Source organism: Rhizobium sp. 22-785-1 (assembly GCF_053521965.1).
On sequence record NZ_JBNWDI010000006.1, the window covers coordinates 209,082 to 223,015 of the forward strand.

Sequence of the window (13,934 nt, forward strand, 5' to 3'; positions counted from 1 at the left end):
CAGGGGGTGGCGGCAACTGCTGTCACCACCCCCTGCCGATCCTTTAACCGGAACCGATCCATGCTGCATCTCTCAGACCAAGCCCTTGCCGAGATTGGCGTCTGCCTGCGCGACATTGCCACGGAGCAATTCGAAGCGACAGTTGCGGAAATCACAAAAGCTCGGCGGATCGTCCTTTATGGGGTCGGGCGCGAAGGTCTCCAGATCAAGGGACTGGCAATGCGCCTTTTCCATCTGGGACTGCATTGCGCCATGGTGGGCGACATGACCACGCCGCCCGTGGCTGAAGGCGATCTGTTGATCGTTTCAGCAGGGCCTGGCGATTTCTCAACCGTCTCGGCCCTGATCGGCGTTGCGCGCAACGCTGGTGCCCGCATTCTCGTCGTGACGGCACAACCTCAAGGCACGGCGGCAAGCCAGGCTGATTGTGTGTTGCATATACCGGCGCAAACCATGGCCGACGATCAGGGCGACACGCAATCGGTCCTGCCGATGGGATCGCTCTATGAGGGCGCGCTCTACATTGCTTTCGAGCTTCTCGTTCTCGCCGTTCGTGACCGTCTGAACGTGACGCCCCAGGCGATGCGCGCCAATCACACGAACCTTGAATAAAGCCGAGCATTGCGGCGAAAGCAGTGCCCACGCCTGCTATGCATCGAGAGGAAAGACCGATGTCAGAACCCACCTCCAGACCAAACCGCGGCTATGGCCGGTGGACACCATTCTGGTTTCTGGCGCCCGCGGTATTGACGCTGTTCATCATCGGGATCTACCCGACGATATTTGCATTGGTGACATCGTTTCGTCGCTATAACATCGCGCGCCCGCGCGAAGGCTTCCCCTTCGTCGGGTTTGAAAATTACGCGTCCGTCCTGTCGGACAGCACATTTTGGGCGTCATTGTTCCTGACTGCCAAATTCTACGTCACCGTATTGCCGATCGAGATCGTGCTGGGTCTGATGATTGCGCTTCTGCTGCACAAGCCTGGCATGGGTTTCCTCAAATCGCTGGCACGAGTGACGCTCGTCGTGCCGCTTGCGACCACCTATGCCGTTGTGGGCCTTATCGGGCGATTGATCTTCAACGGTGATTTCGGCGTCGCCAACTGGTTTCTGGATGTCCTTGGGATCGGCGGTATCGACTGGCTTGGATCGCAAAGCGGCGCCTTCGCAGCCATCGCGATCATGGATATCTGGCAATGGACACCCTTCTGCGCCCTGATCTTCCTGGCCGGGCTTTCCATGGTGCCGGGTGAAATCGAGGAGGCTGCGCGGCTGGAAACCTCATCGAAGCTGTCCTTGCTGCGCTTCGTCCAACTTCCCTATCTGATGCCGGGACTGACCGCCCTGTTGATCCTGCGCTCGGCCGACGTTCTGAAGCTCTTCGACATGGTCTTCGTCATGACCCGTGGCGGCCCCGGATCGGCGACCGATCTCGTATCGATCTACATTCAACGTATCGGCTTTCGCGTGTTCGATCTTGGCACGGCGTCCGCCCAGGCGATCCTGCTGCTGATCATCACGATCCTTCTCAGCCGTCTCTATGTCCGCGTTCTCTATAAGGAGGTGAACTGATGCGCCTGTCATCCGGCAAGGTTCTACACGCTCTAGGGCTCACCGCAGTCGTCCTCTTTACGCTGTTTCCCTTCTTCTGGATGGTTTCGGCAAGCTTTAAGTCGCAGTCTGACATTCTGGCCTCTCCGCCAGTCTGGCTCTTTACACCGACGCTCGATCACTATCGTGAGATTTTCGCCGACTCCAAGGTGCTTGGAGGCGTCGGTAATTCTCTGATCATCGCCATTTGCACCACGGCACTCGCCGTTGCACTCGGGGCACCTGCGGCCTATGCCCTGGCCCGCTACGACTTTCGCGGCAAATCTGACCTGTGGTTCTGGTTCATCTCTAACCGCATGACGAGCCCGATCGTCCTCGCACTGCCCGTCTATATTCTAGCGTTGCAACTCAATATTCTCGACACGCATCTCGTTCTCATTCTGATCTACCTGACCTTCAACCTGCCGATCGTCGTGTGGATATGCACAGATCAGTTCAAGTCCATTCCGCCGGATCTGGAACAAGCGGCGCGACTGGATGGCGCGGATCAGTTCACGATCTTCCGCAAGATCTATCTGCCGCTTGGCGCCCCGGGAATTGCGGTGTCTGCGATCTTCTCGTTCATCTTCTCCTGGAACGAACTGCTTTACGCACTGGTGTTGACGAGACGCAATGTCCAGACGGCGCCAGTCGCCGCCACCAGTTTCATGTCCGGCTATGAGCTGCCCTGGGGCAAGATCATGGCAACCGGCACAGTCATCGTTCTGCCGGTGACAATCTTCGCACTGATCGTTTCGCGACACATGGTTCGCGGCCTGACGATGGGAGCGACCAAATGAGCGCATCGAACCCACTTGGTATAAACCTTTCCTTCTGCGTGAAGCGGTGGATCACGCCGCAGCTTTGGGCACCTGTCGTGCGCGACAGTCTCGGACTCGACAAGATCCAGTTTTCCTTCGATCTCGTCGACCCGATGTGGCCTTCGGCAGTCGTATCGCGGCATGCCAAAGATGTCCGCAATGCCGCCGCCGATTACGGTATCGTTATTCACAGTGCCTTCATCGGATTGGCCCATTACACCTTCAACCAGTTGCTTCATCCGGACGAAGAGGTGCGGACCTACGCCGAACATTGGCTGGAGCGCGCCTATGATTTCGCCGCCGAAGCAGGCATCCCGGCAGTCGGCGGTCCTTTGGGCGCCATTGCCTCAAGGCCGGATGGCACCGAGGCTGACGCCATCGACGAACGCGACTATGATAGCCTGATCGAGAGAATGATGCGGCTCGGCCAAAAGGCAAAGGTCGCAGGCCTGACTGCGCTTTATGTCGAGCCGACGCCCATGCGCCGGGAATGGCCGTGGACGATTGCGCAAGCGAGGCGGATGATGACAGATGCGGCCGGCAGCGCCACACCCTGGACCTTCTGCGTCGACTGGGGCCACGGCACCATATTACCGCTTTATGGCGAGCAAGCAGACACGATGGGGCCATGGCTTGACGAGTTGCAGGACGTGATCTCCGCTGTTCATATCCAGCAGACAGACTTCATTCTGGACCGGCATTGGGACTTCACTGAAGCGGGACGTGTGAAGCCGCACGAGGTCAAGGCTGAGCTCGCGCGGACAGGTCTTTCGGCCTGCCCCATATTTCTTGAGGTCTTCTATCCGTTCGAACGCGACAGCGTCTCCATACTCGACGCATTGAAGAGCACCGTCAGCACGCTTAAGCAGGACTTTGCTTAAGCCAGGAGTGACAGTGATGGTGAACAAAGGAACGGACAATGGTGTGGCTGCGGATGATTTCAATGCGCAGCAGACCCGCGCCCGCGTAGCATGGCTCTATTTCATTGGAGGCATGACCCAACAGGAAATCGCCGATCAGTTGGGATTGACGCGGCTGCGGGTCAACAAGATCCTTGGACAGATCCGCACAGATGGCTCCGTCGTGGTCGATATTCGTCTGCCGATGGCCGATTGCATCGACCTTGAGCATAAGCTGAAAGAACGCTTTGGCCTGGAAGGCGCATGTGTGACCCCCACGCTGCCGGATGACGCCGAAAATCAACGCGTGATCGGCGAGGCTGCCGGTGCTTTACTTGATGGACTGCTGCAGGACGGAATGGGGCTTGGCGTGGGCTGGGGGAAAACCCTGTCCGCCGGTCTCAAACGACTGACGCCACGCGCCCTGCCCGAAAGCTGGGTCACATCGATCATGGGCGGACTGACGCGCGGTTCAGGCTCGAGCACATTCGAGGTTGCGACAGGCTACGCACGCGCGATTTCCGCCGAATGCTGGTATCTGACGGCGCCGCTTTATTTTCCGACAGCGGAAAGCCGGGAAGCGCTTCTGTCCCATCATGGCATTCGCGAGACGATGCGGCGCGCAACCTCGGTCGACATCGCGCTCGTTTCGTGCGGAGACATGACGCCCCGCTCGCTGCTGGTCCAGACGCCGACCGTATCGGAGAACATTACTTCGCTACTGGACGCCGGGGCGATCGGAGATCTGCTCGGTGTCTTTCTCGACGAGGACGGCAACCCGATCGATCATCCGCTGGCAGAGCGCGTCCTTTCTCTGTCACTGAAGGATCTTAAAGCGGTGCGGCATTCGATCCTGGCTTCGGGCGGCCTCTACAAGTTCAACATCATCCGCGCGATCCTGCGTGCCGGTTACGTCAAGCAACTGGTGACAGATCAGGCATCCGCGGAGGCGCTTCTGCGGGATGCACCGCCGAACCGCAGCAAACGTCAATAGTCAAGCGGGCGTCGCACCGCTTGCGCGGTAACCGCTCACAGATTGGGAGTAACGAAGAATGACCTTCCTTCAGCTGGAAAACATCAAGAAACAGTTCGGCGAACTTGGCGTCATCAAGGGTGTCGATATATCGGCGTCCAAGGGGGAATTCGTCGTTTTCGTCGGCCCGTCTGGCTGCGGCAAGTCCACGCTGCTGCGCATGATTGCCGGATTGGAGGACGTGAGTTCGGGTAAGGTCCTGATCGATGGAAAGGATGTAACCTACGAAGAGCCGGCCAAGCGTGAAGTTTCGATGGTGTTCCAGTCCTATGCGCTCTATCCGCATATGAGCGTGTTCGACAACATGGCGTTCGGTCTGCGCATGGCGAAGCTGTCCGAAGAGGAGATCAAACGACGCGTCGGCGATGCCGCCCGCATCCTTCAGATCGAGCCGCTTCTCGAACGCAAACCACGCGCCTTGTCCGGTGGCCAGCGCCAACGCGTCGCCATTGGCCGCTCGATCGTACGCAATCCGAAAATCTTTCTATTCGACGAGCCGCTGTCCAACCTCGATGCGGAGTTGCGAAGCCAGATGCGCGTCGAAATTGCCAAGCTTCACCGCAATCTCGGCGCCACGATGGTCTATGTCACACACGACCAGGTAGAGGCGATGACTCTTGCAGACCGTATCGTGGTTCTGCGCGCCGGTCTGGTTGAGCAGATCGGTTCTCCGACAGAACTTTATGACCGTCCAGCCAATACCTTTGTCGCAGGCTTCATCGGCTCGCCGAAAATGAATTTCCTGGCTGCTAAAGTCGAGGGTGCGGATGCGACGAGCCTGCGTCTTTCGCATCCCGCATTTGAAGGGCAAAGCCTCGTGCTCAGCCATCCGCGAAGCAACACGCTCCGCCCCGGAGATATCGTCACCGTTGGCCTTAGGCCCGAGCATATCAGGATCGGCACCGGCCATTCCATGCTTAACCTCACCCTCGATTTCGCCGAAAATCTGGGGGGCTCTACCCAGGTCTACGCCCGTACGCCAGCAGAACAAGTCACCATTGTGGTGAACGGCCGGCCGGATGTGACGCAGGGCGAGACAATCAGCGCGGATATCGACCCTGCCCACATTTATCTCTTCACCGCAGACGGCAAGGCGCTCTGAGATTGAGGCCGAAAAAGCGTCCATCACCGTTCAGGGACGCAAAACAAGAGATCGGACAAACGTTCGATTGACAAAGGCATAATGACTGTAGGGAGGAAGCCTCACATGACCGATAGCTTTGAAGGCAAGGTTGCAGCCATCACCGGTGCGGCATCCGGCATTGGCCTGGCTTGCGCACGCAAACTTCTCGATGAGGGTGCGACAGTTGTTCTGATCGATCGCGCCGAGGACCGTTTGCGGGCGCTCTGTTCAGAGCTTGGAGAGCGTTGCCGTATGCTCGTCGTCAATCTCCTTGACGGCCAAGAGGTTTCAGGGATGCTTCCGCGCATTCTCGCTGAAGCCGGACGGCTCGATATTTTCCATGCCAATGCGGGCGCCTATATCGGCGGTGCTGTCGCAGAAGGCGATCCCGACAGCTGGGACAGGATGCTCAATCTGAATATCAACGCTGCCTTCCGTAGCGTTCACGCCGTGCTTCCGCACATGATCGCTCAAAAGAGCGGCGACATTCTATTTACCAGCTCTGTCGCCGGTGTGGTTCCTGTCGTTTGGGAGCCGATTTACACCGCGTCCAAATTCGCCGTCCAGGCTTTCGTCCATTCCACTCGCCGCCAAGTTGCGCCCCATGGCGTGCGCGTCGGCGCAGTGTTGCCCGGCCCGGTTGTCACGGCTCTTCTGGATGACTGGCCGAAAGCAAAGATGGAGGAGGCGCTTGCCAATGGAAGCCTGATGCAGCCGCAAGAGGTCGCCGAAGCTGTCTATTTCATGCTGTCCCGCCCCCGCAATGTCGTGATACGAGATCTCGTGATCCTGCCGAACAGCGTCGATCTGTAGCCGGGATTGAGGTGGAGTTGTAATGCGGGAGAGTTTTCCATGAGCCGTTCCAGATATTTCATCGGCGTCGATGTCGGTACCGGCAGTGCGCGCGCCGGCATTTTTGATGAGGAAGGCGATTGCCTTGGAACGGCCAAGCACGACATCGACATCTATAGGGATGCCCACCACATGGTGGAGCAGTCGAGCGAGAATATCTGGCAGGCAGTCTCATATGCCGTGCGCACAGCGGTTTCACGCGCAGGCGTTTCGCCGGAAGATATCGTGGGCATAGGCTTCGACGCCACCTGCTCGCTCGTGGTGCTGGGCGAAGGCGGGCGGTCTTTGCCGGTCGGCCCATCTGAAATCCCGGCCAGAGACATCATCGTCTGGATGGATCACCGTGCAGTAGAACAGGCAGAGCGCATCAATGCGCAAGGCCATGATGTTCTACGCTATGTCGGCGGACGCATATCACCTGAAATGCAGACGCCAAAGCTGTTATGGCTAAAGGAAAATCGGCCGGAGATCTTTGCAAAGACATGGCAGTTCTTCGATCTCGCTGATTTTCTCACATGGAGAGCAACGGGAAGTCTCGCGCGTTCCACCTGCACGGTGGCATGCAAATGGACGTATATTGCCCATGAGCAGCGGTGGGACCCGAGCTATTTCCGCCAGATCGGTCTAGCGGAACTGGCTGATGAGAACTTTGCCCGCATTGGGCAGGAGATCGTCGAGCCCGGTACGCCGGTCGGTCAAGGGCTGACGGCCAAGTCTGCGGAAGATTTCGGCCTTTTACCGGGTACGCCTGTCTCTGCCGGCATGATCGATGCGCATGCAGGCGGCATCGGCACGGTCGGGATCGGTGGAACGCCCGAATCAAACCTCGCCTATGTCTTCGGCACGTCCTCCTGTACGCTGACCTCGACCGAGGAGCCGAAATTCGTTCCCGGTGTCTGGGGTCCTTACTACTCCGCCATGGTGCCTGGCCTGTGGTTGAATGAGGGCGGACAAAGTGCTGCCGGTGCGGCCATCGACCATCTGATCAGCCTTCATCCCGCATTTCCCGAGGCGCATGAAAAGGCGCGCGCTACCGGCGTTGCGCTTCCCGTCATGCTCGCCAACATGGCATCTGCCACCAGCGCTTCTCCTTCTCAGGTCGTCACGCTGGCCCGAGGCCTTCATGTGGTCCCTGAATTCCTCGGAAACCGCGCACCGTTTGCCGATCCGGCTGCTCGCGCCGTCATTGCCGGGCTTGGGATGGAGCGCGATCTCGACAGTCTCGTCGCCCTCTATGTGGCCGGTTTGTGCGGGATCGGCTACGGGCTTCGACAGATCATCGAGGCACAGACGAAGGCGGGCGCAGGGATCGACCAGATCATTATCAGCGGCGGCGCCGGCCAGCATGATCTCATCCGCCAACTTCTTGCCGATGCCAGCGGCAAGCCCGTTATCGCGCCGCAGACCGCAGAGCCTGTCCTCTTGGGAGCGGCCCTTCTCGGCGCCACCGCTGCGCAGGTCTTCACCGACCTCAAACAGGGAATGCAAAAGCTCAGCAAGCCCGGCAAGACATGCGTGCCCGCCTCTGGAACGCTCCAGCAACTGCATGATCGGCGTTACGACGCCTTTCGCACCCTTCAGGCAAGTATAAGATCGCTGCGGGATTTCTGATTATGGATTGGCCGAGGCCCGCCTTGCGAGTGACCTCGGCTTGATCATGCCTTCACGTTGTTCATTAAGTGCGCAGGGTTTCACTGACATCGTCGAGCGGGCCGGTCAGCGCAGTGCGCGGCGGTATCAGCTGTGGCTCGATAATGGTCACACACGGCTCGCCCGGCGACGAATCCAGAAGTTCGAAACCGACTTCCAGCATTTTCGAAATATCGGGTTTGATCATGTAGACCGGAAACGGCAGGAACGACGCGAAGGGATCGTAGTCGAAACAGCCGACCACGATGTTCGCGACCACCGCCGGATCATGCCGCCCCATAAAACGCAGAAGACCCTCGAAATTGATGGACGAATTGACGAAGAAGCAACGCGGCAAACGGCCGTGGCGCATGAAATAGTTTTCAAGGACAATATCCGTCATACGCGGTGAGTAGCCTGTCTTTTCCACCGCTACGCTGCTGCAGACCGTTCCGAAATAAGCATTCTTGGCTAAATCAAATCCTGCGATACGTTCCAGACTCGCATGGTCGTCATGTCCACCGAACAGCACCACTTCATCAGGCGAAAGCGCGCCGTCGCGTGACGCATGCTCCAATATCGCACGTGTCAGTATCTCCGCACCATGTCTGTTGTCGGAAATGACGGATGACGCAAGCTTGCCAGGAAGATCGAGATTGACGTGCGGCAGGGCTGCACCGGCACAAACCTGATGAACGCCATCGGGATTGGCGACACCCGCGATAAACAGCGCGTCGATCGAGTAAGCGATCAATGTCTCAACTGTCTTGCGCTCTGCCTCAGGATCACGCCGCCCGGAGACCACCATCGGCGAGAGGCCCCGCTTGCGCGCTTCGGCCTCGAACGCCTGCGCCATGGAGGAAAAGAACCGGTTCTCATAAACCGGGACCAGCAATCCAACGAGACCCGATTTAGAGCTGCGCAACCCCCTCGCCTGAAGGTTGGCGGTGTAGCGTTGGGCCTTTGCCAGCGAGAGAATTTTCCCGGCAGTTTCCTCCGAGATACGGCGCTTACGCCAGGTTCCATTCAGCACTGCGCTGACCGTCGAAGCCGAAGCCCCCGACAATACCGACAGATCGTAGATCGTGGCCTTCTTCGAGGTCAGGTCTGCCATTTCTCGTCCTCCTTGCGAAATCGATGTGTAGAGCAATCCGCCTCTTGACGGAAGTAAAAATCGCGCCTAACCTCCATGCACCATCGATTGTGCAACTTTGAAATATCGATTGTGCAAACGATGCGCGCTATGGGAGTAGCAGGAGGAAAATCTCGAATAGCCGAGATCGAAGTGATCGCACACAGAGTTTGAAAGCTGTGGCGAGACACCTGCTGTACACGTCTTTTGGAGGAGGAACATTCATGAAGAAAATCATTTCAGCCGCACTGGGTCTGTCTCTCGCCTTGCTCGCATCCACGGCTTTTGCTGAAGGACCCAAGGTGGGCGTCGTGGTCAAGATCGGCGGTATTCCGTGGTTCAATGCCATGGAGGCAGGCATCAAGGAGCAAAGCGCCAAGCTCGGCGTCAACGGCTTCATGGTCGGCCCAACCAGCGCCGACCCCGCCCTTCAGGTTCGCGCCATCGAAGACCTGATCGCACAAAAGGTCGATGTCATCGGCGTCGTTCCAAACGATGCGAAGGTGCTTGAGCCCGTGCTGAAAAAGGCACAGGAAGCCGGCATCAAGGTCATCACTCATGAATCCCCGAAGCAGCAGGGCGCGGACTGGGATTTCGAACTGGCATCCGCCAAAGGCTTCGGCGAAGCGCATGGCAAGCTTCTCGGTGAAAAGATGGGCGGCAAGGGCTCCTATGCCGTCTTCGTCGGCTCGCTCACCGTTCCGCTGCACAACGCCTGGGCTGACGCAGCAATTGCCTACATCAAGGCGAATTATCCGGACATGAAGCTCGTTGGCGACCGTTATGGCGTTGCAGAAGATTTGGACAAGAGCCGCTCCACAGCGCTCGACCTCATGTCTGCAAATCAGGATCTCAAGGGCTTCCTAGCCTTCGGTTCGCAAGGCCCTATCGGCGCTGGACGCGCTGTGGAAGAACGCCGCAAGGATGGCAAAGTCTTTGTCATCGGTCCCTTTTCTCCCGGACAGGGCGCCAAGCTCATCAAGAGCGGCGCTCTGACCGGCGGCTTCATGTGGAACCCCAAGCAGGCCGGCGAAGTCTTCGTCACCCTGGCAGATCGTCTCTCCAAGGGTGAAACACCCAAGGCTGGCGACGATATCCCAGGTCTTGGGAAGATCAACCCCGAGGGTAACACGATCGTTGTCGATCAGCTGCTGAAGATCGACAAGGAAAGCATCGACAAGTTGGTCGGCATGGGTCTCTAAGCCGCTTCAGGCACAGCGATTGCACCCGTGACGCTTATGCTTCACGGGTGGTCAATCGGATTATCGTCGCGTAGTCCAACCGTTTACGCGACGGTATCATCAACAAAAACAAGAAAATAAATAACGCCCTGCTCCAGCCGGGCGAAGGGAGATAATTGCGCCATGAGCGACAAACCGCTCTTGTCCTTGAAGAATATCAGCGTAACCTTCGGCGGCGTTAGAGCGCTCAAGAGCGTTGCTTTCGAGGTCAATACTGGCGAGGTGCATTGTCTGGCCGGCGAAAACGGCTGCGGCAAGAGCACGCTCATCAAAGTCATCACCGGCGTCTACAAACCGGAAGCGGGCGCGGAACTGCTGTTCGACGGCAGGGCAGTCCCAGCCATGACGCCGGCGCTTGCTCAGTCTCTTGGCATTCAGGTGATCTGGCAGGATCTGGCGCTTTTCGATGAAATGACGGTCGCTGAGAATATTGGCTTCCAGCACGCCATGAAGGGCAAATTCGGGCTGGTCGATAAGACCGCAATCCGAAATGCCGCCGAACAGGCCTTGGCCCGGCTCGGGGTCGAGATCGATCTGGATCGTCCACTCAAGGAACTTCCCATTGCGCAGCGCCAGATCGTCGCCATCGCACGCGCTCTGGTCGGTGAGGCGCGTCTGGTGTTCATGGACGAGCCGACAGCCTCACTGACGCAATCTGAAACCGATTATCTGATCGACATCGTGCGCAATCTGTCAGCGTCGGGCGTGGCCGTCGTTTTCGTTTCCCATCGACTGGCCGAAGTGCTCGAAATATCGAACCGGATCACGGTGCTGCGCGACGGCTCGCTTGTCGGCGTCTATCCGGTCGATGGCATGACGCAGTCGCGCGTCACAGAACTCATGACTGGCCGCCTCTTCGATAGCGCCGTCATCGCTACCGACCATGACGATCAGCCTGTTGTACTCTCCGTTCGCGGACTGACGCGGCATGGCGAATTCGAAGATGTTTCCTTCGAACTGCGCCGGGGGGAAACGCTCGGCATTACTGGTCTGCTTGGCGCCGGCCGCACAGAACTCGCTTTGACGCTGTTTGGAATGCATCGTCCGCATGCCGGTGAAATTCGGCTCGAAGGCAAACCGGTGAAGTTCGGCTCGAACCGCGACGCCATTCGGGCAGGTATTGCCTATCTCTCCGAAGACCGTCTGTCACTCGGGCTCAACCAGCCGCAATCGATTGCCGACAATCTCATCATGGCTTCGCTCAATAAATTGCTTGTCGGCGGGCTGATTTCGCCGTCGAAAAAAGCCGCGGTCGTCAAGAACTGGATCGGCTCGCTCGGCGTCAAGATCGGCCAGCCGGAAGACCCGATCCGCACGCTGTCCGGCGGCAACCAGCAGCGTGTCGCCATTGCCAAATGGCTGGCGATCGGCCCGAAAATCCTCATACTCGATGCACCGACCGTTGGCGTCGATGTCGGCGCGCGCGCCGGTATTTTCGAGATCGTTCGCAAGCTTGCGGCTCAAGGCCTCTCCATCATCCTGATCTCCGATGAAGCACCGGAGGTCTATTTCAATTCAGACCGGATCGTTCACATGGTCGAAGGACGCTTCCACGCAACCTACGATCCACGTGCCATGTCTATGACCGAACTGGAGACTGCCATCTATGCGTAGGCTGATCCTGGGAAATACTACCGAATTCGCGCTGGTCGTCGTGACGATCCTGCTCTGCGCAGGCCTGTCGATCGGGACCGATCGCTTTTTGACCGTTTCGAACGCTTTCGACGTGCTGAATGTTTCCGCCGTCAACATCATCTTCGCAGTCGGCCTGCTGGTCGTTTTGATTTCAGGTGGCATCGACATCTCCTTCGCCGTCGCGGCGTCCGTCGTCCAATATGTGACTGTGCTTGCTCTTTCCGCGCTCGGCGGTGGCAACTGGGCAGAGGGCCTCATCATCGCCGGTGGTGTCGGTATCGGCCTTGGCGTCATCAATGCGTTTCTCGTCTGGCGGCTGAAGATCATCTCCATCGTCGCGACGATCTCCACCTTCAACATCTTCTTCGGTCTCTTGATGTTCTTCACCAAGGGGGTCTCGATCTACGATCTGCCGGAGTGGCTTTCCACCCGTGTCGTCTTCTACGAACACGAGATGAGCGACGGGTCCTGGATTGAATTGACGCTGCCGGTCGTCGTGATGATCCTCTGCTGCATCGCCACCTGGTTCATGATCTCGCGCACCACCATCGGTCGTCAGCTCTACGCATTCGGAGACAATCCGGAAGGCGCTCGACGCTTCGGCATCAACATCGGCGCGATGCATTATCTTTCGTTTGGCTGGCTCGGCCTCATGGCTGGAATTGCGGGACTGATGCAGGCGCATTATGCGCAGGAGGTTGTGCCAAACGCGCTTTATGGCCGCGAGCTCGATGTTCTCGCCGCAACCGTTCTCGGCGGTGCCCGGCTTGGCGGCGGCAAGGGGTCGGTCATCGGCTGCGTGCTTGGCGTTCTGCTTGTTTCAATAACTCAGAACGGTCTCAACCTGATGGGCGTATCGCCCTTCGCCTTCAAGATGGTCGTCGGCGCCATCATTCTCATCGCCATCACGCTCTCTTCGACCCGCTTCGATAAACTTCTGCCGTCCGCCATGAAGAGTTCAAAACAGGGAAGCGCGCGCCGATGACATCCTTCACACAAAAGTTCAACGCGACGTTCGGCGCGGACATGGCGGGACCCCTCGTTGCCTTTGTCGCCGTCATGGTCGTCTTCGGAACGCTGGCGGATAATTTTCTGTCGGCTGGGACCTTCGGTTCAGTGGCTTTCCAGCTTCCCGAACTCGGCCTTCTGACGCTCGCCATGCTGCTTCCGCTTTTGACCGGTGGGATTAACCTGTCGATCACATTCGCCGCCAACCTTTCGGGCCTTGCCGCAGCATGGGTGTTGCAGGCCCACGGCGGGGTAAACGCACCGCCGAGCGCCTTTCTTCTGGCGTGTCTTGCCGCGCTCCTCACCGGCGCAGCCGCTGGCGCGCTCACAGGTGCGGCCATTGCCTACACGCGGGCGCATCCCATCCTCGTCACCCTATCGATGATGATCTTCCTGCGCGGGCTTGGTGAATTCCTAACGCGCGGCGGCGATATTTCCGGCTTTCCTGATTACCTGTCCACAATCGGTCATGGTTCGGTTCTCGGCCTGCCCATCCCGCTCATCATTTTCATCGCTTGCGTCGGGCTATGGCATGTATTGCTGACCAGAGCAAAGCTCGGCTTCGGGCTCTTGATGATCGGTTCCAATATCGAATCTGCCCGCTACTCAGGCCTTAATACCCGGCGTATCCTGATCCTTGTCTACACACTGTCGGGTGTGATGTGCGCGATTGCAGGCCTTATCATGCTGGCCCGTTTCAACTCCGTGCGCGTCGGACATGGCGAGTCCTACCTTCTGATCACGGTACTCGCCGCATTTCTGGGTGGTATCAATCCATTCGGCGGCTTCGGTCGTGTACTGCCGGTCTTCGTTGCGCTGATCGTTCTCCAGCTTCTGTCCTCTGGTCTAAACCTCATGGGCGCGAACCAGCATCTTGCCACGGCGCTATGGGGCGTGTTGATGATCGTCGTCATGGCGGCAAGGACGTTGGCGTCGAGATTCGCCACATCGCGCAGAAGGAAAGCATAA

The 13,934-nt window shown here is 58.3% G+C and carries 13 protein-coding genes; 12 read left to right on the forward strand and 1 reads right to left on the reverse strand.

Annotated features, from left to right (window positions below; genetic code table 11):
• Positions 1–60 precede the first annotated feature (60 nt).
• The 8 genes from ACQZ5M_RS14225 (at position 61) to ACQZ5M_RS14260 (ending at position 7,931) form a co-directional block, all read left to right on the forward strand.
• Entirely contained in the window at positions 61–612 is a 552-nt protein-coding gene (locus ACQZ5M_RS14225) for an SIS domain-containing protein (protein WP_449080075.1), read from the forward strand.
• 59 nt (positions 613–671) lie between these two features.
• Positions 672–1,574 carry a carbohydrate ABC transporter permease gene (locus tag ACQZ5M_RS14230; protein WP_449080076.1) on the forward strand — a complete coding sequence of 301 codons (903 nt, stop codon included), beginning with the start codon at positions 672–674 and terminating at the stop codon, positions 1,572–1,574.
• The gene (locus tag ACQZ5M_RS14235; protein WP_062424443.1) at positions 1,574–2,392 is read left to right on the forward strand and encodes a carbohydrate ABC transporter permease; all 819 of its coding nucleotides are present in this window, start codon (positions 1,574–1,576) and stop codon (positions 2,390–2,392) included. Before ACQZ5M_RS14230 ends, ACQZ5M_RS14235 begins: the two co-directional genes overlap by 1 nt.
• The gene (locus ACQZ5M_RS14240) at positions 2,389–3,294 is read left to right on the forward strand and encodes a sugar phosphate isomerase/epimerase family protein (protein WP_449080077.1); all 906 of its coding nucleotides are present in this window, start codon (positions 2,389–2,391) and stop codon (positions 3,292–3,294) included. The genes ACQZ5M_RS14235 and ACQZ5M_RS14240 overlap by 4 nt, the downstream gene beginning before the upstream one ends.
• Positions 3,295–3,310: 16 nt before the next feature.
• Positions 3,311–4,306, forward strand: coding sequence for a sugar-binding transcriptional regulator (locus ACQZ5M_RS14245; protein WP_296019844.1), 996 nt, complete (start codon positions 3,311–3,313; stop codon positions 4,304–4,306).
• 58 nt (positions 4,307–4,364) lie between these two features.
• On the forward strand, positions 4,365–5,447 hold the full coding sequence (locus ACQZ5M_RS14250) for an ABC transporter ATP-binding protein (protein WP_449080078.1): 1,083 nt from the start codon (positions 4,365–4,367) through the stop codon (positions 5,445–5,447).
• A 105-nt stretch (positions 5,448–5,552) separates the two neighbouring features.
• Complete coding sequence (locus ACQZ5M_RS14255) at positions 5,553–6,281, forward strand: SDR family oxidoreductase (RefSeq protein ID WP_296019849.1); 729 nt, start codon at positions 5,553–5,555, stop codon at positions 6,279–6,281.
• Positions 6,282–6,320: 39 nt separating this feature from the next.
• Positions 6,321–7,931, forward strand: coding sequence for an FGGY-family carbohydrate kinase (locus ACQZ5M_RS14260; RefSeq protein ID WP_449080079.1), 1,611 nt, complete (start codon positions 6,321–6,323; stop codon positions 7,929–7,931).
• Positions 7,932–7,995: 64 nt separating this feature from the next.
• Here ACQZ5M_RS14260 and ACQZ5M_RS14265 read toward each other — a convergent pair whose 3' ends face one another.
• Positions 7,996–9,063: a LacI family DNA-binding transcriptional regulator gene (locus ACQZ5M_RS14265; protein WP_449080080.1), complete on the reverse strand. Its 1,068-nt coding sequence runs from the start codon at positions 9,061–9,063 to the stop codon at positions 7,996–7,998.
• A gap of 242 nt (positions 9,064–9,305) precedes the next feature.
• Between ACQZ5M_RS14265 and ACQZ5M_RS14270 the strand changes: the two genes are divergently transcribed.
• From ACQZ5M_RS14270 to ACQZ5M_RS14285, 4 genes are all read left to right on the forward strand, one after another.
• Positions 9,306–10,283: a substrate-binding domain-containing protein gene (locus tag ACQZ5M_RS14270; RefSeq protein ID WP_113176035.1), complete on the forward strand. Its 978-nt coding sequence runs from the start codon at positions 9,306–9,308 to the stop codon at positions 10,281–10,283.
• A gap of 162 nt (positions 10,284–10,445) precedes the next feature.
• Positions 10,446–11,936: a sugar ABC transporter ATP-binding protein gene (locus ACQZ5M_RS14275; RefSeq protein ID WP_449080081.1), complete on the forward strand. Its 1,491-nt coding sequence runs from the start codon at positions 10,446–10,448 to the stop codon at positions 11,934–11,936.
• Entirely contained in the window at positions 11,929–12,942 is a 1,014-nt protein-coding gene (locus ACQZ5M_RS14280) for an ABC transporter permease (RefSeq protein ID WP_274101192.1), read from the forward strand. Before ACQZ5M_RS14275 ends, ACQZ5M_RS14280 begins: the two co-directional genes overlap by 8 nt.
• On the forward strand, positions 12,939–13,934 hold the full coding sequence (locus ACQZ5M_RS14285; protein ID WP_449080082.1) for an ABC transporter permease: 996 nt from the start codon (positions 12,939–12,941) through the stop codon (positions 13,932–13,934). Before ACQZ5M_RS14280 ends, ACQZ5M_RS14285 begins: the two co-directional genes overlap by 4 nt.

Excerpts from the sequence above, each read along its gene's own strand:
- ACQZ5M_RS14225 (WP_449080075.1), top strand. The coding sequence starts at position 61 with ATGCTGCATCTCTCAGACCAAGCCCTTGCCGAGATTGGCGTCTGCCTG.
- ACQZ5M_RS14230 (WP_449080076.1), top strand. The coding sequence starts at position 672 with ATGTCAGAACCCACCTCCAGACCAAACCGCGGCTATGGCCGGTGGACA.
- ACQZ5M_RS14235 (WP_062424443.1), top strand. The coding sequence starts at position 1,574 with ATGCGCCTGTCATCCGGCAAGGTTCTACACGCTCTAGGGCTCACCGCA.
- ACQZ5M_RS14240 (WP_449080077.1), top strand. The coding sequence starts at position 2,389 with ATGAGCGCATCGAACCCACTTGGTATAAACCTTTCCTTCTGCGTGAAG.
- ACQZ5M_RS14245 (WP_296019844.1), top strand. The coding sequence starts at position 3,311 with ATGGTGAACAAAGGAACGGACAATGGTGTGGCTGCGGATGATTTCAAT.
- ACQZ5M_RS14250 (WP_449080078.1), top strand. The coding sequence starts at position 4,365 with ATGACCTTCCTTCAGCTGGAAAACATCAAGAAACAGTTCGGCGAACTT.
- ACQZ5M_RS14255 (WP_296019849.1), top strand. The coding sequence starts at position 5,553 with ATGACCGATAGCTTTGAAGGCAAGGTTGCAGCCATCACCGGTGCGGCA.
- ACQZ5M_RS14260 (WP_449080079.1), top strand. The coding sequence starts at position 6,321 with ATGAGCCGTTCCAGATATTTCATCGGCGTCGATGTCGGTACCGGCAGT.
- ACQZ5M_RS14265 (WP_449080080.1), bottom strand. The coding sequence starts at position 9,063 with ATGGCAGACCTGACCTCGAAGAAGGCCACGATCTACGATCTGTCGGTA.
- ACQZ5M_RS14270 (WP_113176035.1), top strand. The coding sequence starts at position 9,306 with ATGAAGAAAATCATTTCAGCCGCACTGGGTCTGTCTCTCGCCTTGCTC.
- ACQZ5M_RS14275 (WP_449080081.1), top strand. The coding sequence starts at position 10,446 with ATGAGCGACAAACCGCTCTTGTCCTTGAAGAATATCAGCGTAACCTTC.
- ACQZ5M_RS14280 (WP_274101192.1), top strand. The coding sequence starts at position 11,929 with ATGCGTAGGCTGATCCTGGGAAATACTACCGAATTCGCGCTGGTCGTC.
- ACQZ5M_RS14285 (WP_449080082.1), top strand. The coding sequence starts at position 12,939 with ATGACATCCTTCACACAAAAGTTCAACGCGACGTTCGGCGCGGACATG.